Here is a 21143-nt window from a genome sequence, read left to right on the forward strand (position 1 = left end):
TTTTTAATAATCAATTTACCCCGAAATTAGGTGGTCAATTTGAACTGGAAAGTGGTGGTCAGTTTGCTCCGGAACTGGTGGTCAATTTACACTGGAAAGTGGTGGTCAATTTGACCGGTTTTTCCACGCTTGGGCGGATTTTTTTTGGAATAAAAAAAACGGCTTGAAATTAGCCGTTTTAATCGTTGTTGTAGAATAGAATAGAGTGAGTTTTGTTTTTCCAAAATTCGTAATTTGTGGCTAAAGAAAAGCGGGGTTTATCCATAATTAAAGAGTTGTGACAGTGAACCTCTCCCCGTATTTCGTGAAAGCATAAATTAATCGCTGTCATTTTACAGCAAATCGGGTCAAGGTCTTCACAAATGTAATAATTACCCTTTGCCGTTTTGTTAGCTGCTAAAACCATTCGACCACTACCCGAGCAAGGTTCGTTTATTTTTAAACCGAAATTATCTTTTTCAATTGTTATTTGTGCCATTAAATCGCAAAGTGATTTAGGTGTGAAATACTGCCCGAAATTTGATTTTTTGTAATTCCCTGTCAAACATTCGTAATATTCGCCTAGCGGGTCGCACCAGTCATTTGAGGAGGTGTGAAAGGTGTAAATATTTACGAGTTCGGCAAACAGTCTGCAAAATATATCAAGTTCTTTCCTATTGTATTTTTGGATAGTTTTTAAATAAAGTTCTTCCTGCGTTCCTCTTCCCATTGCACAAATAATCACGGTCAATAAATCGTCAAAAACTTCATTTAAATTGTACTTGTACTCGAATCCAAAAAATAAGGAGTTAAACTGTTTTAACTCCTTTGGTACATCCCTATTCTTTAACATTGGGTTCTTGAACTTGGGCGTTAGAAAATAGATAACAAAGCGGATAAAATGAAAATTGATTTTCGTCTTCTGTCTTTGGTTCTGTAGTTGGTTGGTCTTGGTTATTTTTTCGTTTTCTTCCCCAAACTAAAAAGGCTTTCTCTCCTTTTTTTACTCTTTTACCTTTTTTAATCCATTCGTGAAAGGTGTTAAATTCTTGGTTTTCGGGGTCTGTGTAAAAGTCCTCAATCAGAATACTATTTATATTTCTTTCTTCCTCTTCTTCGTTTTCTTGGATTGCTTTGGCTAATTTTGAAATGGCTATTAATGCGCGCTTTTTGGCTTGGTGTTCTTGCTGTTTTTCTGTCATGGCTTATAGTTTTGTGATTATTAGTAAATTTTGAGATACTGAAATGTTGACCTTTTCCCCTGTTTTAAATCCTGCTTCCTGCATCCATTTTCCCGAAAGGACAATTTTTGGTTTAATGGTTGGTTTGCTCCAAAGATTTTTAACAAATTGTGATGAAACTGTAAGAATGCGAGATTTAAAAAATATATCCATTGTAGTCACTTTTTTGGGTTGTGTTATCCTGGATAAATAAATCGGCAATGGCTTGGGCTTTGTTAAATGCTCTTTTTGCCTGTTTTTTGTAGTATTCGTAATCGGAATAATTGAAAAGAAAAGAATATCCTTTGGTGTGTAGTGTTGCTTTTACTTGCTCGGACAGTTTAAAAGCTGTATTTTTGTGGCTGTTAGATTGTATTTGCGTCATGGCTTATATAATTTAAGTGATTGTTAACTCCTGTACTCTTCGACCAGTACAGGAGTTTTGTTTTTTAATCTAGATTTCGAAGTTTAGGACTTCGTTTTCTGCTTCTGCGAGAAGAATATTTAATTCTGTTTCCATTGCATCCCTAACCTTTTTTATTACGTTAGAGTTGCTAACTTCAAATTCAAACCCCGCTTGATTTTTCAAAATGATTTTTGCGTTTATTTTGTCATTTCCCGCATCGAACATTTTTAAATCATTGGATTTGTTTTCTAGGTGTTCGTACCTTTTAGAAACTTCATCAAAAAGTACTTTTCTGCTGATTCTTTCTTTTGCCGTTGGTGGGTTTTTTAAAGCAAATTTTTCAATGCTTGCCATAATAGCCGTTTTTGGCTCTACTGCGGTAGGTTGTACTTTGTTTAATGTCGGTAATGCTTTTGCAACTTCGACCTTTTTTACTTCTTGTTTTACTGCATTCATAATGTTATAATTTAGTGATTTTCAATACTTAAAGATACAAAATTCCGTATAGATACGGAAATATTAAGAGGTAATAAGAAGCTTTTTTCGCTTTAAAATCAAAATAAAGAATGATTCTAAATAGGGAAAATTACCTTTTAAAATACTCAAAAAAAGGTAGTTACAAAAAAAATATAAAATTGTAAAAAGCTAAAAATAAGCGAATTAACCCAAATAAAAAGGGGTTAAAAGCTGTTTTTGTCTTTCGAAATACCGTCCCGCTCAAAACTCGGTTTCTCGTTACCTCTGCCTTTAAACGAAAGAGATATGATCGAGGGCAACGAGCCACCGCCCACCGTTTACGCTCCGAAGGATACCTAACCCCTTGCTATTGTTCATGTCACACCATTAGTGCTATGGTAATAGTACTATTGTATAACATTAAGAATAGGTAATTACATGACCCAAACCATCAATCTGTACAATGCATTGAAAAGGATGCGCAGACTAACCGAGTTAGGCGTACCATTCACATTCAGTTTCTTATCATATAATGCAACCAATGATACGAGTGATGGGTTCAAAGATGTCACAAACGCTCAACTAAGGAAGGGCTACCGTGATGACCAGAGCGATAAGGCTGACATCTTGATAGGGTACGTTAACGGTAATGATAAGAGTCGTTGGTTCTACCTTCCATTACTAATGAAGTTCAACGGATACACGATAAAACCATAGTTATGAATATAGAGTACATAGGTAGAGATGCCATTATAGATACACCCGATGTAGCATTCACATACCAAGTGAGTGAGACACCTAGAGACTTCTATAAATTCAAGACAGACAACAATAACCTTGATTGGAATAGTCAATGTAGTTTCATTGGTGATTACTTAGTACATCCTTTTGGTGCAAACAATGATCTTCCGGATATCATTAAACAAACGGTACAAACTAATTACATTGCACCAGGTATCTTAAAGAAGAAGACCCAACTTATTTGGGGAATGGGTCCCGTACTATACAAAGAGAAGTTAGTAGAGACTGGTGAGGGTAACAAACGCATAAGGGTAATACAGGAGGATGCTCAGATAGATGCGTGGTTAGAATCATGGGACTATCAGGAATACTTACTAAAGGCAGTTACAGACTACCAGCATATAGAAGGGGTATTCTCTAAGTACGAATTAACCAAAGGCTCACGTGTGGGTAGCCCATTCATAGCAAAATTAGTACACCAGTATTGCGATAGAACGCGTCTGGCTACAGAAAAGAATAATAAAATCCGAAAAGCTACTCACGCTATTACATCAGATTGGTCATTTAGTAATGTACAAGCATTGACCGAATTCAAAGTATATCCCCTATTCGATTTCTTAAACCCTTTTGCTAATCTAAATGCAGTACTATATTCCAACATGTACAGCTTTTGTACTGATTATTATACGGTACCGGATTTATATGGTTCTCTAGAATGGTTGAATCGTTCTACTGCAGTACCCTTAATATTCAAAGCCTTATCCAAAAATTCTATTAACTTAAAATACCATATTGTTTCACCTCAAGCTTTTTGGGATAAAAAGCAAAAGGAAATAGAATCCAGTTGCGTCCAAAAAGGACAGATTTACAAACCCTCAATGCTATTGGAGTACCAAAAGCAATTCCTTGAAAAGATATCTGTTGTACTATCGGGTGACGAAAATACAGGGAAGTACCTTCATACTACCAAAAGTTTTACAGTAGAAGGAACTAACCTTATTGATCACGGTTGGGAAATCAAAGTAATCGACCAAAATATAAAAGACTTTGTTGCCGCCCAAATATCAATATCAGAGCGTGCTGATCACGCATTGTCTGCGGGTTTAAATCTTCACTCAGCTTTGGGTAATGTTTCCGAAAGCGGAAAAAGTGATTCAGGTTCCGAACAAATATATGCGCTTAAAACATTTCTTCAAACCGGTATTGATATTCCCGAGCTAATAATTATGAAAGCCATAAACTATGCATTGAAAGTCAATTTTCCGAACAAAGGACTAAAACTTGGTTTCTACCACGAAAAGCCCGAAAAAGAGGAAGCAGTTACACCAAAAGACAGAATAATAAACAAGTAAGATGAAACTACTATTCACAACCACAGGAACTACAGGCAATACCGAACTCAAAGAGTTAATGGGTTTCATCGATGCCGATTTGAAGTTAAAAAACCTTATCCCAGATTTAATTACAGCCACCAATGATGTGATTGATTTGGTTGGCGAGGAAGTTTATAAAAAAGCCATTGAAGCCTTTAATAATGGAACAATCGCAGAAGAAGATAAAGATTTCATATACGCTGTTCGTTATCCAATAGCAGTAAATGCTTATCGTTTATTTTCTCCAACAAACGATTTGGCACACACGAACAATGGGCGAAAAATGCGCCAAGATGAAAACGAAAAACAAGCGTTCGAGTGGTTACTTGACAAAGACAATGCAGCAATGGAAAAACGCTATTACCGCGCATTGGATGATTTAATTAAGTTTCTTGACCGCTCAAAAATAGAGGTTGAGACACCAACAAGCTTATACACCATTTGGACAACTAGCGATGCTTTTAAAGCCACACACGATCTATTCATCAGAACAGTTTCCGATTTTGATAAAGTATTTCCGCTTCAATCAAGATTGTTATTAATAAAATTAGCCCCAGGTATTTCGGATTGCGAGCAATATGAAATCAGACCCCGAGTAGGGACTGAAAAACTAGACGCATTGAAACTGGCGCTAAGAGAGAATACGCCTATAGCCGATGCAAAAGACTTAGAGTTGATTCGCTTAATTCGAAAAGCATCGGTTGCGTATTCATTTGCTTGGGCAATGCCTCGCCTATCCGTACAGTTGTATCCGGAAGGAGTGCTGCAACATGTTACGAGTGATAAAGCCACGACCCGAGGAGCTAAACCAACCTTAAAAAACGAAACTCAAGAAGCGGCACAAGCATGGCGTTCCGATTTCGACCGAGCAATAATGGCGATAGAAAAACTATTGGAACCACCACTGGCAATTGACGAAACAATCAATGTGATCCCAGAACAAACTTACGGAGAAAAATACTTTTCAGCTTAATTAATATATCCATCCAAAACCTAAACTAATGAAGTCACTATTTAAATTATTCGCCAATTTATTCAATTACCTAAGGAATTTCAGAACGATCAGGAAGTTTGAAAAAATCAATATTAAACTTCACAAAACGATTGAAGACCGTGAAGTCGATAGAATTATCCTAAAAGGAAATATTATCAAGATGGTTAGGAAATACCTTCGTATCGATGCTAAATCTAAATATATACCAAAGGAATCCCGTAACAATACTGAAATCAGAGAACGTATATTGGCAGAATTTGGCGAACAAATGGATAAGCTTGGAATTCGCATCAACAATAAATTAGAATTGAAATAAATGCACATCATAGAAATTCCCGAAGCAAATGTAAAAAGATACATTCCTAGCGATTTGTCCGAGTGCGATCAACAGCAGTACATGGATATGTGCGAATTGATATTCTACTTTCAAAATCAACAAATAAACTACGATGAATTTCGAACTCACGCAGTTTACAAATTGATGAATATGGTGCCATCCAAAAAAGAACCCGAGGATGAAGAAAAGTTTGCGAATATTTTTCAATTATCTGAACTAATTGATGATTTTTTTGACACGGACAATGAGGGACAGAAAATAATCAAGCAATATTACATACATAACCCTATACCAAGCTTCCGTCCAAAATTTACAACACTGTATGGACCAAGTGATAGTTTTATGAATATGACCTTTGGGGAGTACACCGATGCTTTGCGTTTATTTCTGGACTTTCATGCCACAGGCGATATGGAACTCCTAAAATTATTAACTGCTTTATTTTATCGCCCTAAAAAGTCATTTCATTTCATCAAGAAGCGATTGAGTTCCTATGATGGTAACATTCGGGAGCCGTATAATTCAAAGTTGCTTGAAATCAATGTAGAACAACTCAAACACGCACCAATAGGCTTTGTGTATGGATTTTATCTGCTTTTTGCGAGTTTTCAAAAATACCTTATCGAGGCCAAAATTCCGTGGGGAGGAAAAGAAATTGACTTTGCCATTTTATTCGAAAGCAGTAAAGAAGATAATAACGAACCAGAATCAGGAGAGATGCCAGGTATAGGAATGGACAGTATTGCTTTTAGCCTTGCCGAAAGCGGAACTTTTGGCAACATTGAACAAGTCCGGAATACCAATTTTTGGGATATCATGGTCAGAATGTACGATTTGAGACGAACCGATTTAGAACGCCAAAAACACGAAAAAAATGCTACCACTAAATAGATTGCTAGAGTACCAAGCCGAAGTGTGCGCACAATTGCTTGATGATGACGGAAAAAAATTATTTAATTACACAGATATGATCATTGATAATTCAGAATTATCAAAAGTATTAGAGGAACGTGTGCCGGAAGATAATACCTTCTTAATTTCCGTAATGCCAGAATTCGGAATGAAAGGCGAAGAAGACAATGTAAAATGGGAAAACATTTTGCAATTCTTTATTCTGGACAAAACCGATTATTCCGAACATGATCGTGATGGTTTCAAAAACATATTTGTACAAACACAGTATAAAGCTTCACGTTTCATTTATAAATTATTGGAAGACAAAGCAAATATTGATGGTCTTTTTTGCGGTTTTCTCTCTTGGCTCAAAGAAGATTCCATATTGGTAACACCTGTTTGGAAAAAGAATGGATGTAATGGTTGGCTGGTCGAAATAAATTTGGATTCCGCTTTATGATTCCGTATATTTACGGAAAACAAAAGCCATGACAACAGAACAAATCGAAGTATTATTTTACTCTGCAATAGAAGAAAAAGCGATTTACAAAAAATTAAAAGACATTTCCGAAGACAAAATTTACAATTGGCGCAAAAACCGTGGTTCAAAACCAACCATTGGCGATATGCTTAATGTTTTGTATCAGTTGGATAAAATTACAATCACACAATCATGAGCCTAATAGATTCCCGCGAAAACCTATCAGATCAAATCCTCCAAGGACGTTTCATACGCCGTGTGATGCAGGATAGCGCCAAGGACATCGACCAAGCACAGCGAAAGTATATGTCTAGCCGTGGGTTTGAAGCCAATGATTGGTACTCTGGACGAGGATTTACGGTTACTGAAAACGGATTGGATTACACCCATCTCAAGAAACATCGATTTGTCGATATGAAAATGCGAACTTCCAAGAAAGGCAAGAACCGTAAAAAAGCCCACCCCATACATAACCGGATCATTTGGGGCCATTACAACAACATCATCAAAGAATTACATTTTGGTTTTACCAATGCTGTAAAGGAAGAACTTAGAACTTTAGAAGAATAGAAACGTATTAATAGTTAAAAGGTGTTATTTTAGTCACGAAATAGTTATTTTTGTCGTAATGGTGTGTTATTATACATATATATTCAATATATTTGTCACGTACAATTGTCCTAAACAAAAATGTAAGACACATATATTATACATTTATCGATTACATATCCCAAAACATGAATAAAAATCATCATATAAACGTAGATTTTAAAAATTCAGAAGCAAAGGTTAAAGCAAATATTGTTTTAATCTCTTTTAAAGAATTAGATAACTTTATTGTTTATTCACCACATCTTGAAGTAACCGGATATGGGAAAAGCGAAGAAGAAGCAATGAGTTCATTTAATCATTGCCTTGGTGTTTTTCTTGATTATACTACACATAAAAAAACACTACATCAGGAATTAGTTAAATTAGGATGGCAACTTAAAAAAGGAAGTATAAAACGACCTAGAAAAATAAATGCACCATCAATGACTGATTTGGCAATGCATAACGAACAGTTAAAAGAATTATTAAATAAGCACGATATTTCTACTATTCAAAAAGAAGTCGCAATTCCTGTATAGGCTTATGAATACCTATAAGGCAAGTAATATCCCATATAAAACCATGATTTGGTTTTTAGAACATCAGGGATTAAAACATATTAATACTGAAGGAGGTCATGCAAAATATACACGGTCAGATTTAAACAGACCTATTACCATACAAACGCATATTTGTCCAGTACCCGAATTCATAGTGCTTCAAATATTTAAGCACTTAGGTTTTAATAAAAAATCATTTCATCTTTACTGTCAAAAACATTACTAAATCCCTCCCGCAAAGAGGGATTTTCTTATATTTACATCTTAACTAAAAAAATAAAAAATGAAGAAAATTATTTTGTTAATCATTACCCTAAGTATTTTTTCTTGTAAAAATCAAGAAAGCCAAGACTTAACAAGTGAAGAAACTATTGCTATTGATTCGACTGAAATTATTGTTCCAGACAAACCTCTTACGGAAAAAGAATTAGATTCAATTATTAAAGAAGAATATAAATCGATGAATGAAGATTTGGGGGGATTTACTAGACCACCAAATGTTTCGAAAACAAGCCTTGAAGAATTATTATCAAAGGCAAAAGGTTCTATTTATGAAAAAAAAATATCTAAATCTATTGACAGTTTAGATAATGTAATGAATAAAAATATTTTAGAGAATGAAATAGCAGAAAGGAAAAATTATGAAACTACTTTAAGGAATAATTTTTTAGATAATAATTTAAATATTAAAGTAAAAGTTTCGGGAAAAAAAAATACTATCATCACATTATCATATTCATTATTTAATGAGGTATGGTTTAGAAAATTTGAAACAGAAGGTCATTTTGATAAATTATATCAGAAAGGATTTAAAAAAATAATACTAACAGATAATTATGATTATACTCAGTGGATGAAATATGAGTAACTAAATTTTATCAGCTAAATTAAAGATGTGCATTTGCACATCTTTTTTTTGGTAATTACCTTTTACCTTTATATCTTTGACCCCGACAAAACATATTACCTAAAGGATAACTCCTTTGAAATTTATCGTAAAATATCAACAATAAGCGAAAGCCTTGTTATGCTGCTAGAGATAGGAAACTACTCTTAAACTCGTATCCTTTGGGTATGTTTTGTCACAGCTAAAGCAAGGTTTTCGTGTATTTAATATTTTCAGTTATGACAAAAGAAAATGTAAAAACATCACACACTGATGTAATGCCAGCAATGGCCGAATTCCTATTGGAGGTATCCGCCGAGGATATCCAAAAAATGCCTGCCGTATTCCAATTTATTTTTGATATCGAATTGGAAACCGAAAACATGAACGATTTAACCCTCAGGATTGAGGTTATGCGTGCCATCAGAGATTTAAGAACGTTGACCGATAAACTAAAACCTTTTTCAGACCACCAGATAGAAACGGGAGCTTCATCGTTTATTAAACAATCAAAATCTAGAATCCATGTCTAGCCTAGTCAACGTAAAAGTATTCTACGGCAAAGGCATACGATTATCTATCAAGAACAGATCATTCAAGGAAGCCATGAACCTTATTTGGGTCTCCCCTGCTTTTAGTAATTATGAACCTCTCAAAATAGTTTTTCCGGAAACAGGCAAAATACTATATGCCAACAAACAAGTATTTATCAATTACATAAATGGTGTTTATACACTCGAAGAATTGATACAGCTTACACAATGTGAAGAATTATTCCGTAACAAAAAGGATTTTCATGCACCAGATGGCACTATAATTGACGCAGGGAGTTTGTGGAAATTAGAAAATAAAATACTTTACCTCATTGACGATGATAATTACTATACCACCAAATATGAAATATCAATTTTTGAAATAGCCGAATAATTATGAAAGCCACAATTATGTGGCTTTTTTTATATACAAATGTTAAATTTTAAAAATAATCATCATAAGTTATTGATTATCAAATATATAAATATATATTTGCATGAATTAACTTATTAAAAAATACAAAAGATGAATACACCTTCAATTATTATCAACGGAAATGAAATTTTCATTTCAAACAATGGTTCTGAAAAAGCAATAGCCATAAAACAAATTTGCAATGCTCTTGGAGTGGATTTTTCTCGTCAATTAAAAAAGATAAAAGAAGATGAAATTTTGGGTTCAGTTATGGGCGTGACGCCCACAACTGGAGCGGATGGAAAAACATATGAAATGAATACTTTGCCTCTTAAATATATTTTCGGATGGCTATTTACAATAAACCCAGAAAATGTTAATCCTGAAATAAAACAAGATCTTATTAAATATAGAAAGCAGTGTTATGAGAAATTGTTCGACAGTTTTACAAAAAGAGATTCGATACTAAAAGAAAAAGCAATGTATCAAATTGAAATAGAGAGACTAGAAAATGAATTAAAAAGTGATGATAGATACAAAAAAATACAAGAGTTAAAAACATCAGTAAAAATGGCCTCTCAACAATTCAATAGTTTAAACAAAAGTGTAGTTAATGAACAATTAGATTTATTTAAAAATAACGATATAAAAGAATAATTATGAAAAACGAAAGTACAATTCCTGAAAATAAGAATGTCTATACCAAAATACTTAATATGTTTGTTTACAAAGGAAAGGATAAATTAAACTTAGTAAATCCTTTTATTATTCAAGATTATGCAATTGCAACCAATTGTCATATTGCGGTTTATTTTGATAAAAATTTAGTTCAGAATATTGAAAGTTACAATGGTACGAGTCCAAAATCATTTTTAAATGTTTTATTGAGAGAGGAAAATCAAAACAGAACATTCAATGTGTCTGAGTTGGAGGACAATCTTAAAAAAGGAATAACTATAGATGTCTTTGAGCAAACAGTACAATCAAACGACTGCGACTCTTGTAATGGTACAGGAGAAGTAGAATGGTATTATGAAGAATATACCCAAGATTTTGAATGTCCAGTATGTAATGGATTAGGTGTAATAGAAATAAAAAATTACTTTCCGAACGGTATAAAAGAATACCAGAATGTAGATGTTTGTGAAATAGGTAATTCAATATTTTCATTAAAATTATTCTCCAAAATAGTAGAAGTTGCAAAAATGCTTGATCAGAAGGATATTATACTAGAACATCAAACAACCTCCGATGAATTTACTGGATTTTTGATTGGAAATGTTAAGATGGTAATAATGCCTAGAAGAAATAATTTCGAAGATAGAATAGTTTTTAAATATTAGAATAATTCCAGAAGCAAATACCATAAATACCACTTAAGCCCCGTACTCACGGGGTTTTTTTATGTCACAACATAACCTATAAAATAGGTGCAATTTTACTTAAAATCAGCACCTAATGGCAAAGACAATCTCCGATGAAGTAATGAAATTCTCCCTTGAAATCAACGGAGATCCAGCGCAAAAAGAACTTGCAAAACTCACTAGCACCAATAGTGATTTAAAGAAAATCTTAAAAGAACTTAATGCAGAAGAAGTTACTCGTAAAAAAGATTTAGAAAAACTAACCAAAGAATATGGTATTAATGCTAAAGTTGCTGCTGAATGTGAAGCGCAAGGAAAGAAATTGTATGCTTCTTACCAAACGGAAAAAATAAAGTTAGAAAGCTTAGGGAATCAATATGGTAAAAATAGTTTAGAATATAAAAATCATAAAAGGATTGTTGATTCATTACTGAATTCCAGTATAAAACAAGAATCAAATGTTGAAAAATTAACAGAAAAGAATTTAAAACTATCTCCTACAATTGATAAACTAAGTCTAGAATACAAAACTTTAAAAGATAGAATTAAAGGCATAAATGTAGATATTGATGCTAATGGAGTTAAAATAGCTGGTCTTCAAAATAATATTGGAATTACAGCTTTATCAATGGATCAGCTCCGTAAAAAAGCTTCTGCATTAAGTTTAGTTTTAAATCATTTAGTTCCTAATACTGCTGATCACATAAGGTATAGTGCTGAACTGAATGAAGTAAAAGCGCGTATAGGAGAATTAAGCAGTAAAGCAACAACGTCCAAAATGTCCATCAGTTCCCTTGCCGATGGTTTCAATAAATACCAAGGAATTGCCATTTCGGTAATTGCAGCCTTAACAGGTGTCGCTCTCTCTATTCAAAAAATAATCGACATCAACGGTAAATTATCCGATGCTCAATCGGATGTGATGAAGACTACCGGAATGACCAAAAAGGAAGTAGATGAATTAACCAAGTCCTTTGGGTTACTGCAAACCCGTACTTCAAGAATCGACTTATTAGGAATTGCAGAGCAAGGTGGACGAATCGGTATTGCCAAAGCCGAAATAGGCGACTTCGTAAACGTAATGAATAAAGCTTCTGTTTCATTAGGAGATTCGTTTACAGGAGGTGCCGAGGAAGTGGCTAATAAATTGGGTAAAATCAAATTCTTATTCCAAGAAACCAAAGATTTAGGAGTAGAACAGGCTTATAACTCGATTGGTTCTGCCATCAATGATCTTGGAGCCAACGGAACAGCATCCGAGGCAAACATAGCCGATTTTACCACCCGTATAGGTTCACTTACCGATGTGCTAAAACCTACCATACAGGAAACTTTGGCATTGGGTACCGCATTTGAAGAATCGGGAATTGAATCCGAAGTTTCGGCACGTGCCTATGGAATCTTTATGAAGCAAGCCAGTACCGAGACGGCTAAGTTTGCAAAAGTCATGGGACTAACTCAAAAAGAGGTTGAGACCATGATAAACAAAAACCCTCTTGATTTCATGCTGAAATTTGCTGAAGGAATGAAAGGAATGTCGGGTACTGACACGGCAAAGACTTTAGATTTCCTTGGCATTAGTGCCGATGGTGCGAATAAGGTTATTGGTGCAATGGGTAACAACGTTGGTCGTTTCCGTGAACTTATAGATTTATCAAATAATTCATTTAAAGAAGGAACATCATTAGTAAATGAATATGATATCAAAAATAATAATCTTGCAGCAACACTCGAAAAAATAAGTAAAACCGTTTCAGGTTGGTTTTCTTCCGAAACTTTTATCAAATGGTTAACTGTTGGTGTAGATTGGCTTGCAAAATTTATTGGTGCTACCGAGGATGCAGATGGAACTATATCAGCATGGAAAAATACATTAGTATTTACTGCAAAAATTATAGCCATTGTAACTGCTGCAATAATGACCAATGTAGCATGGCAGAAATTGGTTGCTTTATGGACAACTAGAAGTACAGAAGCTAATTTATTATATACAATTGGAGAAAAAGCAAAGGCATTTATTACAGGTGTATCTACAATTGCAACACAAGCCCAAGCAGTTGCGATAGCTTGGGCAACGGGAAATACTATTGCAATGAAAGAAGCTCAAACAGCTTTAGGATTGGCAATGAAAACTACTCCTTGGGGTTTTATCATATCAGCTATAGCTGCAATTGTTGTTGCTTACCAAATGTTTTCAAAACAGGTCGATATAGCTGCTAATATCCAAAAAACTTTAGCAGATGTACAATTAGAGACTGCACAGGCTATTAATAAAGAAAAAAATGAATTAGAATTACTTACAAGAATTGCTAAAGATGAAACTTTATCCAAAGAAAAAAGGTTAGAAGCTATAAAAAAATTAAACGCTTTAATACCTGACTATATTGGCAATATTACCCTTGAAAATATTAAAAATGCCGAGGGTACTGAGATTTTAAAAAAATATACTGAGGAAATTTATAAAAATGCTCGTGCAAAATCAGTAGCAAAAAAATATCAAGAGCTATCAGATCAAAAATTAGCTATAGAGGAAAAATCATTAAATAGTTATCAATCAGGAACAAATAAATTCTTCAATGGCAAAGTGCCAGATAATATAAAAAATGAAAAAGATATTTGGAGACAAGCTTATGAATTAACACAAAAACAAATAAATAAAGAGGGACAAAAATTTGAAGAAGGAACTGTTGAGTTTTACAGACAAACAAAGTTTAATGAAGCCAATATTACAGCAAAATTAGCTAGTCTTTTAACTTCAAAAAATGAGGAACTTTCTAATATTGATGCTCAAATGAAAGCATTGGAGCCTGAGGTATTGAAGAATCAAATTAATGATTTAGGAAAAATAAATCCTGATGGTTCATCATCAAACTATAATGTTCCAGGAGGAAAAGAAGATAAAACTAACACTCCAAAAAAATATGATGACAGTTACATCAATGACGAATTAAAATTAAGGGAGGATTTATATAATATCCGTAAAAAAGCTGAAGAAGCAAGAATTTCGTTGATGAAAGATGGATACGAAAAGGATTTGGCTCTTGAAAAACTAAACACAGATGCAAAAATTCAAGAACTAAAATTTCAAAATCAAGCTATCCAAAATTTAGATAAAAAACTAGATAAAGATTTAATTGCAGCGCAAAAAGCAGGAGATTCAAAGAAAATTACTTCTATAGAAAATCAAAAAAAATTACTCCTCGAAAAACAGGAAGGAAATAATGATTTGATTTGCTATGAAGAGGAAATGCAAAAACTTCGTCTTGCCACTATTGAAGAAAAAGGAGCAAAAGACCAAATCCAAAAGGAGAAAGAAGCTTTTGACCTAGCCAAAACGCAACGTGAAATCAAATTCAACGAAGAATTAGTAGCTTTAGGTAATAATGAATTGGCTAAAGCCAAACTCCGCAGAAAATACGAGGAAACGGAATCGGTAGAAACTGAAAAATTTCTTAAAAAACTTATTGCGGATTTCAATACCATAGTTGGTAAAGGGAATTTTGAACAAATGGACATGTCCTTGCTTACTCCAGAGCAAGTAGCAGAATTTACAAAACTTGCCAAAGAAGCGGGATTAACATTAGCTGAGTTAATTGCCAAAAGGAATGAACTAATGGGCAATAGTGGCCCAACTATGTCCCAAGCTTTAGGATTAAAAGGCGAAACGGATATTTTCGGATTCACAAAAGAGAATTGGGAACAATTCTACCAAAATCTTAAAACAGGAAAAATAGGGGTTGAAGACATGGTCTTTGCTGTTCAAGCACTGACTAATGTGTGGGCACAATATGGTGATTTTTTGACAGCTAATGAAAATGCCAGTCTTCAAAAGTTTGAGAGAACTTCTGATGCCAAAAAGACAAAACTCAAAAGACAGTTAGACAGTGGTATTATTTCCCAAAAAACATATACCAAACTAACCGAAAAAATTGACAAAGACTTAGATAAAAGAAAAGCTGAGATTGAATACAATCAAGCTAAAAGGCAAAGACAAATAGCAATTTCCAATGCAATTACGGGAACAGCTGTTGCTGTAATTAATGCATTAGCAACACAACCTATATGGTTAGGTATTGCAATGGGTGCGCTTGTAGGAGTCATGGGAGGTTTACAAATTGCAACCATAATGAAAACACCACTACCCGCCAAAGGATATGAATCAGGACTATATGGTGATTATGTAAAGCGAGAACAAGACGGTAAAGTTTTCAAATCGAGATATGCAGGCAAAACCCGTTCGGGATTAGTAAGTGATACCAGTCATTTTCTAGTGGCCGAGAATGGTCCCGAAATGGTAATCGACAATAAAGCATGGCGCCAAATGAATCCAGAGGTTAAGGATTCACTTATCCGCGAACTAAACGGAATCAAAGGTTTTGAGAAAGGATTATACAATCAAGAAACAAAACGCTATGAAGTTCCTGCGGCTTCAACCGCTCCTACCCCATCAGGTGATAATAATCAAATGATGCAATTGATGATAGCGGTAGTTGCCGAAAATACGGCCGTAATGAAAGAACTTCGTGAGAAGGGGGTAATTGGTGTAATGAGTAATAAAGACCTTAAATCAATGGGGTACTTAAAAGATGGAATTGAAGCATACGATGAATTAAGAACTAAATCAAAATATAAATAATGGCAAATTCAATCATTATAACATTTACACAACCTGCAGAGGTAAATGATCATATCGAATTTAAATTAAATGTTTCATTAGGCGGAACTATTAATCAGTTTGTAAGAGGAAATAGCTTTAAAAATACAAGGTCATATCCTGGGGAAGTTGTAATTGGTGCAAATGCTAATGCTCAAGCTTTAAATTATTACAACGCATTTATAATTGATTACGGTAGTTCATTTACCGTTACTATACTCGCTAATGTTGTGACCATTACATCAATTGGTGATGAATTTATAAGTGATTATTCTATTACAGGTTCCTCTTATTCCACAGCCGAAATAGTAGCAGACCCCGGAACTGATCCTGTACCTGTAACTTGGTTTACTTCTCCGTATCCTTATGATGGAAAAGCCTTTACTTTGGATCCAAAGTTCTTTGAAATTACAACAGAAGCAACGGGCACCTATTTTCAATTCAATTCCACAATTAAAACCTATGATTTTATAACCAATGCGGTAAATATTCAGACCATTCCACAAAAATTAGTTCCATTCAAAGGGTTTACAAACATCAATTTAGGCAAATTAATTCACCGGTTAATGTCAAAATTTAATGAAGTAAATGAAAGCTTCAATCAGTATCAATATGCTGAATTATCGATTGTCTGCATTGAATTATTACTGTCAAATAATTCGATTGTTCGCTCTCATGTTTCCCCAACTATACCTTTTATTGCCGGATTAAGCCGTGGTATTACTGATTTTGGTTTTTTGGAATTCAACCCAAAGCCTAATCGGGTTACCAAAAACAGTTTTGCATATCTAAATTTTTATATTCCTCCTGGAACATTCGAAATGAGAACCTTCAAGAACAACACTTTAATAAATACTGAAGCGTTGCCCATTGATGCTACAACCACACTTTGCAAAAAAGTTCAATTCAATGACTTTATCCAAGGGGACGTAATCGAATATGTTATTGATGTAATTGGCGAAGAAAACAACGATGCCCCAAAAAAGACATTTATTCTTTTCCCGAGTGGTAATTTCTCTAATATGATTGTATGGGAAAACGAATTCAAAGTGCAATCATCAATTGAATGTACTGGAACTGGAGTATTAGACCCTGATTTAGAATATCAATCACAAAAAATATATAGGAATTTAGTTGAAGTGCTTGAACATTTATCGACTTCAAAAGAGGTGAAAGCTTTCATTGATACGGGTTGGTTGCTCTTCACCGATATTGATACTATTGAAAGCTTAATGCGCTCCAAAAGAGTATGGTTGGTTCAAGCCGAAAAAAGGATTTCTCTTCGACCAATAGGTAAAAAACTTCCAAAACAGGATTATGATAATGAATTAATATCATACCAATTAGAATTCACAATTAACAGAGCTTACGATGAGGAAACTTATACACTCTAGATTCGAACTAGATCTATCCACTTTCAAAATATCGGATACCGAAGAAAACAATTGGTATTCAGATAGTTTCTTCCTGAAATATTCATTCCCTTTTGAAATCGATTTGGAAGATGATTTGGATATCGCTTTTGGTTTCATTTCATTATATAATTCGGAAAATGTAGAAACCTACTTTGAATTATTATATGTTCATGGCAATACAATTGAGAAAGCTATTTTAGAAATAGAATCTTATCAAGAAAAATTAAGCTGTACGTTACGCTTTGGATTTGAGCAATTACCGAGTTTTGATAAGAAGTTATCTGAATTATCTTTGGATAAATTTTCTTTAGCTGAAGGCACAACAATTTATGAGCATGCTGAAACTATTATTTTTAAATCTTGGCCAGATTCAAATTATAATTTCCCCCAAATTCATGTAGATAAATATGATACTTCCGATGGAATTTGGGAAAATTTTGGACGAATTTTGAACAATCGTACCGATGGTGCTTTTTTGGAGAATAGTGTTGATGTAACTCTAGATATCACATACAATAGGAATGTAATGCAACCGCTACCCTATTTTCTGCACATACTGCAACGAGGTATGGCTGATGCTGGTTATATGTTATCCGGGAAAATACTAACGGATGACCGAATTTCTAAAGCATGCTTATATGGTGATGTTGACTATTTTAAAACCCCAACACTCCAAGAACCAATTGATGTCATTCAAATGTCGGAAGATGCTTCATATACTAATGGTATAGAAACTCAAAATTTTCATTACAATACTGTTTTAGCTTCACCGGGGAAATATAATATTCAAGGAACTATTAAAAGCTTACGATGGTCAAATTATTGGTGTTATTTTACCATCAAATATAGAGATACTTTGCTTTTTGAACAAAAGTCATACGCAACAAATTGGCAACATGGCACAACATGGAGGGATTATACAGTAGATATTACTTTTGAGACCATTGCAGATATGAATCCAAATGACATTACGATTGAGGGATATGTAGATTATTCTGAGGAACAAACAATAATAGATTTATCAATAGTCACTTTGGTTTTATTCGATTCAACTGGAACAGCAATTCCCACGATAGAAAATGAAAATAAAGTAGATTTGACAAAAGCAGTTGCTGATATAACTTTTGGGGATTTTGTGAAAGTCATAAAAAACTGGTTCAATTATGATTTAGCAATAGAAAATAATTTTGCTATAATGGATCCTATTGAAGATGAAATAAATTACAATGACGCTGAGGATTTACAATTTACAGAAATTAAAAGACCTCTAAGGAAGTTTAGCCAAGGTGTGTCATTTTTATTAAAATTTCAGGATGTAGAAAGTAATGACTATAATTTTCAACCTGTATTTCAAGATAGAGACAGCGTGTTAAATTCTGATTATGTTACAGACGAAAAAACTACGACAATTGAAATCAATGCTTTACCATTGCCTTTGCTTACACGTAATGGTGCTCAGACTGCGCACGCATTCGAAAGTAATGATTCCAAAGTATTTTTAGTAAAATATGATGGGGTGTACAATGGTAATAATTTAGCTCAACCCACAACAGAATATTTAATACCTGCTGTTCATTTAAGAGATTGGCAAAAATGGTTTGAATTTCGAATTTTTGCACAGGCTTTTAGTTGGGGTTTTAAAGCGTGGGACGAACAACTATTAAAAATAAAGGCGAAAAGAAAGATTTTCGCCTATAACAGATATCACATAATAAAAAACATCAATAAAACTGAAACAGTTCCCGATCAGTTCATGGTTGAAATCGAAACCAATACTTTAAAATAACGTGTCAATAAGGAATATTTCCGCATTGGCATCAGCCTGAACGATGTGCGAATAAATCATAGTCTGACCAATATCACTATGACCCAATAAGCGTTGTAGTTTTTCAATTTGACCGCCTGCCCTTAGAAAGCTAGTTGCAAAAGTGTGTCGGGCTACATGAAAAGTAACTCTTTTATTAATTTTCAACTTCAACATTATTTTTTTTAACTCGTCATTGATATGTTGGTCTGCAAACTTTTTTTCAAACAATAAAGGCTCGTGATCAACAATTTCACGGGCTTTTACATTCATGGCAATTGACTGGTCCTTTCTTGTTTTTTTGGCTATGAATGTTACGTAGTTGTCCATAAAATTAGAACGCTTCAATCTCTGAACATCCGATATCCTTAAACCAGTCATACAACTAAACAAAAAATAACCTAAAATCAATCGATACGAATCACTAATTTCATCCCCAAAATAATATTCGGCACATCGTTTTAATTCATGAACAGATAAACTCGTTCTATTTCCTTTAGTACTGCCTACCTCAATTTCATCAATGTTAATGCTGAGTTTAATTCCCGCTTTTTGGGCAAGTCCTAAAAATTTTTTGAGAGCAGCAGTATTATTTGCAATAGTAGTACTTGCATTATCAAGTGAACGTAAGTACTTTTTAAATTTATCAATCCAATTTAGATCGATATCCATAAAAGTGACGTCATCATCATAAATTTTTAATTTACGAAGTACAGATTTATATCTGTTATAGGAACCAATTTGCATCATTGATTTCTCTTCCTCTAACATCATGTCATAAAAAGCCGTAAATCGGATTCGTGGCATACCATTAAGGAATTCTTTCCTCAAAGATTCGGGAGTAAGAACCCGTTCAGCTAAACGATAAGAAGTTTTTATTTTAGTGATTTTTGATTTTATATTATCAAGAATCAAATTGATATCCTGATTTTCTGTAGACAAAGGAATCAGTCGTTCCTTTTTCAAATCCCATTCTTTAGAATTTACATTTATATTAAGAGGAATCCTTTCTCTTTTGTAATCACCCGAAAGATGTAAACTGATTGGTGATTTTCCATCGGCGTTTTTATACGCTCGGATACTAAATTTATCTTTCATTGACACATAGATTTTGTTTGTGTCAACGAGTGTGTCAAAAATCCTTTCTGAAACTGCAATCATATGGCTAAAAATAAAAAGTTAAAAAACAAAAAAGCGCACTATACCTGATCTTACGACCTGTATGTGCACTTGTTTTTTAGCTAATTAAAGCCACTTGGTGAACGCAGAAGGATTCGAACCTTCGACCGCCTGCTTAGAAGGCAGGTGCTCTATCCAGCTGAGCTATGCGTCCATTAATTTTATTTGTCGGGGTGGCAGGATTCGAACCTGCGGCCTCCTGCTCCCAAAGCAGGCGCGATAACCGAGCTACGCTACACCCCGAAATTCAATACTCATTACATTATGAAAACATTTTAAAAAATATTTGAATTTTGCTAAAATTCTTAACATAAAAAATGCGGAGAGACAGGGACTCGAACCCTGGCACCGATCACTCGATGACAGTTTAGCAAACTGCTCCATTACCACTCTGGCACCTCTCCAAAACCTTAGGAAACGTGTCCTGTTTTGCGGTTGCAAACTTAAGACATGTTTACGTTTCTCACAACTATTTTAGTACTTTTTTTTGTTATTTTTTAACTTTTTATTAAAAAGAGTTCACTATCAAAGAAATAGCTTTTCATAAAAAACACAAATTATACGCTTCACTCATTAGTATTAATAAAATTAGAACATAATACGGAAAATATTCAATTTAACAGAGACTCACTTTATAAATCAATTGAAAGAATACTTCTTTCTATAACATATGAAATAGACATTTCGGTTTTTATATAACAATTTCCACTATTAAAAAATAATCGAAATAGCTTTAAATTATCCTTAAACATATAACGCATAAAGGACTCTAACTTTTTTTGTAATATAGTATTAAAGCTATCAACTTTTTAACAATACAGTTAGAAATAGAGCATAAAACATGAATTCATTATATATTCC

General features: G+C 33.8%; 22 protein-coding genes and 3 tRNA genes. 16 read left to right on the plus strand and 9 right to left on the minus strand.

All coding sequences use genetic code 11. From position 1 onward, the window contains the following. Positions 1 to 178 precede the first annotated feature (178 nt). From KZH69_RS18520 to KZH69_RS18540, 5 genes are all read right to left on the minus strand, one after another. Positions 179 to 832 (minus strand): N-6 DNA methylase, encoded by a 654-nt coding sequence (locus KZH69_RS18520; protein ID WP_219318965.1) that lies wholly within the window; start codon positions 830 to 832, stop codon positions 179 to 181. Then, positions 819 to 1181: a hypothetical protein gene (locus KZH69_RS18525; protein ID WP_219318966.1), complete on the minus strand. Its 363-nt coding sequence runs from the start codon at positions 1179 to 1181 to the stop codon at positions 819 to 821. Before KZH69_RS18525 ends, KZH69_RS18520 begins: the two co-directional genes overlap by 14 nt. 3 nt (positions 1182 to 1184) lie before the next feature. Continuing rightward, on the minus strand, positions 1185 to 1373 hold the full coding sequence (locus tag KZH69_RS18530; protein ID WP_219318967.1) for a SymE family type I addiction module toxin: 189 nt from the start codon (positions 1371 to 1373) through the stop codon (positions 1185 to 1187). Further along, positions 1357 to 1584 (minus strand): hypothetical protein, encoded by a 228-nt coding sequence (locus KZH69_RS18535; protein ID WP_219318968.1) that lies wholly within the window; start codon positions 1582 to 1584, stop codon positions 1357 to 1359. Before KZH69_RS18535 ends, KZH69_RS18530 begins: the two co-directional genes overlap by 17 nt. Before the next feature lie 69 nt (positions 1585 to 1653). Then, a complete protein-coding gene (locus KZH69_RS18540; RefSeq protein WP_219318969.1) occupies positions 1654 to 2061 on the minus strand; it encodes a hypothetical protein in 408 nt (135 codons plus the stop codon). A 719-nt stretch (positions 2062 to 2780) separates the two neighbouring features. Here KZH69_RS18540 and KZH69_RS18545 point away from each other — a divergent pair. The 16 genes from KZH69_RS18545 (at position 2781) to KZH69_RS18620 (ending at position 19085) form a co-directional block, all read left to right on the plus strand. Continuing rightward, positions 2781 to 4154 (plus strand): hypothetical protein, encoded by a 1374-nt coding sequence (locus tag KZH69_RS18545; RefSeq protein ID WP_219318970.1) that lies wholly within the window; start codon positions 2781 to 2783, stop codon positions 4152 to 4154. Position 4155: 1 nt separating this feature from the next. Then, a complete protein-coding gene (locus tag KZH69_RS18550) occupies positions 4156 to 5148 on the plus strand; it encodes a DUF6712 family protein (protein WP_219318971.1) in 993 nt (330 codons plus the stop codon). A 28-nt stretch (positions 5149 to 5176) separates the two neighbouring features. Further along, the gene (locus KZH69_RS18555; protein WP_219318972.1) at positions 5177 to 5485 is read left to right on the plus strand and encodes a hypothetical protein; all 309 of its coding nucleotides are present in this window, start codon (positions 5177 to 5179) and stop codon (positions 5483 to 5485) included. Further along, on the plus strand, positions 5486 to 6397 hold the full coding sequence (locus tag KZH69_RS18560) for a hypothetical protein (protein WP_219318973.1): 912 nt from the start codon (positions 5486 to 5488) through the stop codon (positions 6395 to 6397). Then, entirely contained in the window at positions 6381 to 6860 is a 480-nt protein-coding gene (locus KZH69_RS18565) for a hypothetical protein (protein WP_219318974.1), read from the plus strand. Before KZH69_RS18560 ends, KZH69_RS18565 begins: the two co-directional genes overlap by 17 nt. A gap of 28 nt (positions 6861 to 6888) precedes the next feature. After that, positions 6889 to 7077: a hypothetical protein gene (locus KZH69_RS18570; RefSeq protein ID WP_219318975.1), complete on the plus strand. Its 189-nt coding sequence runs from the start codon at positions 6889 to 6891 to the stop codon at positions 7075 to 7077. A 65-nt stretch (positions 7078 to 7142) separates the two neighbouring features. Further along, the gene (locus KZH69_RS18575; RefSeq protein ID WP_219318976.1) at positions 7143 to 7451 is read left to right on the plus strand and encodes a hypothetical protein; all 309 of its coding nucleotides are present in this window, start codon (positions 7143 to 7145) and stop codon (positions 7449 to 7451) included. 167 nt (positions 7452 to 7618) lie between these two features. Continuing rightward, the gene (locus KZH69_RS18580) at positions 7619 to 8011 is read left to right on the plus strand and encodes a hypothetical protein (protein WP_219318977.1); all 393 of its coding nucleotides are present in this window, start codon (positions 7619 to 7621) and stop codon (positions 8009 to 8011) included. 304 nt (positions 8012 to 8315) lie between these two features. Further along, the gene (locus KZH69_RS18585; RefSeq protein WP_219318978.1) at positions 8316 to 8900 is read left to right on the plus strand and encodes a hypothetical protein; all 585 of its coding nucleotides are present in this window, start codon (positions 8316 to 8318) and stop codon (positions 8898 to 8900) included. 257 nt (positions 8901 to 9157) lie between these two features. Beyond that, positions 9158 to 9451, plus strand: coding sequence for a hypothetical protein (locus tag KZH69_RS18590; RefSeq protein ID WP_219318979.1), 294 nt, complete (start codon positions 9158 to 9160; stop codon positions 9449 to 9451). Next, on the plus strand, positions 9444 to 9845 hold the full coding sequence (locus KZH69_RS18595; protein ID WP_219318980.1) for a hypothetical protein: 402 nt from the start codon (positions 9444 to 9446) through the stop codon (positions 9843 to 9845). The genes KZH69_RS18590 and KZH69_RS18595 overlap by 8 nt, the downstream gene beginning before the upstream one ends. Positions 9846 to 9977: 132 nt before the next feature. Next, positions 9978 to 10523, plus strand: coding sequence for a phage antirepressor N-terminal domain-containing protein (locus KZH69_RS18600; protein ID WP_219318981.1), 546 nt, complete (start codon positions 9978 to 9980; stop codon positions 10521 to 10523). 2 nt (positions 10524 to 10525) lie between these two features. After that, positions 10526 to 11209 carry a hypothetical protein gene (locus tag KZH69_RS18605; RefSeq protein ID WP_219318982.1) on the plus strand — a complete coding sequence of 228 codons (684 nt, stop codon included), beginning with the start codon at positions 10526 to 10528 and terminating at the stop codon, positions 11207 to 11209. A gap of 115 nt (positions 11210 to 11324) precedes the next feature. Continuing rightward, positions 11325 to 15866: a phage tail tape measure protein gene (locus tag KZH69_RS18610; RefSeq protein WP_219318983.1), complete on the plus strand. Its 4542-nt coding sequence runs from the start codon at positions 11325 to 11327 to the stop codon at positions 15864 to 15866. Then, positions 15866 to 17278: a hypothetical protein gene (locus KZH69_RS18615; protein WP_219318984.1), complete on the plus strand. Its 1413-nt coding sequence runs from the start codon at positions 15866 to 15868 to the stop codon at positions 17276 to 17278. Before KZH69_RS18610 ends, KZH69_RS18615 begins: the two co-directional genes overlap by 1 nt. Continuing rightward, positions 17256 to 19085, plus strand: a complete 1830-nt coding sequence (locus KZH69_RS18620) for a hypothetical protein (RefSeq protein WP_219318985.1) — start codon at positions 17256 to 17258, stop codon at positions 19083 to 19085. The genes KZH69_RS18615 and KZH69_RS18620 overlap by 23 nt, the downstream gene beginning before the upstream one ends. Here the strand turns inward: KZH69_RS18620 and KZH69_RS18625 are convergent. The 4 genes from KZH69_RS18625 to KZH69_RS18640 all read right to left on the minus strand — a co-directional run bounded on the left by KZH69_RS18625 (position 19077) and on the right by KZH69_RS18640 (position 20686). Then, positions 19077 to 20201: a site-specific integrase gene (locus KZH69_RS18625; RefSeq protein WP_219318986.1), complete on the minus strand. Its 1125-nt coding sequence runs from the start codon at positions 20199 to 20201 to the stop codon at positions 19077 to 19079. The genes KZH69_RS18620 and KZH69_RS18625 overlap by 9 nt on opposite strands. 158 nt (positions 20202 to 20359) lie before the next feature. Then, positions 20360 to 20436, minus strand: a tRNA-Arg gene (locus tag KZH69_RS18630). Between the two features lie 14 nt (positions 20437 to 20450). After that, a tRNA-Pro gene (locus KZH69_RS18635) sits at positions 20451 to 20525 on the minus strand. Between the two features lie 77 nt (positions 20526 to 20602). Beyond that, positions 20603 to 20686, minus strand: a tRNA-Ser gene (locus tag KZH69_RS18640). Positions 20687 to 21143 lie beyond the last annotated feature (457 nt).

This window comes from Flavobacterium taihuense, from assembly GCF_019351435.1.
Lineage (GTDB): Bacteria > Bacteroidota > Bacteroidia > Flavobacteriales > Flavobacteriaceae > Flavobacterium > Flavobacterium taihuense.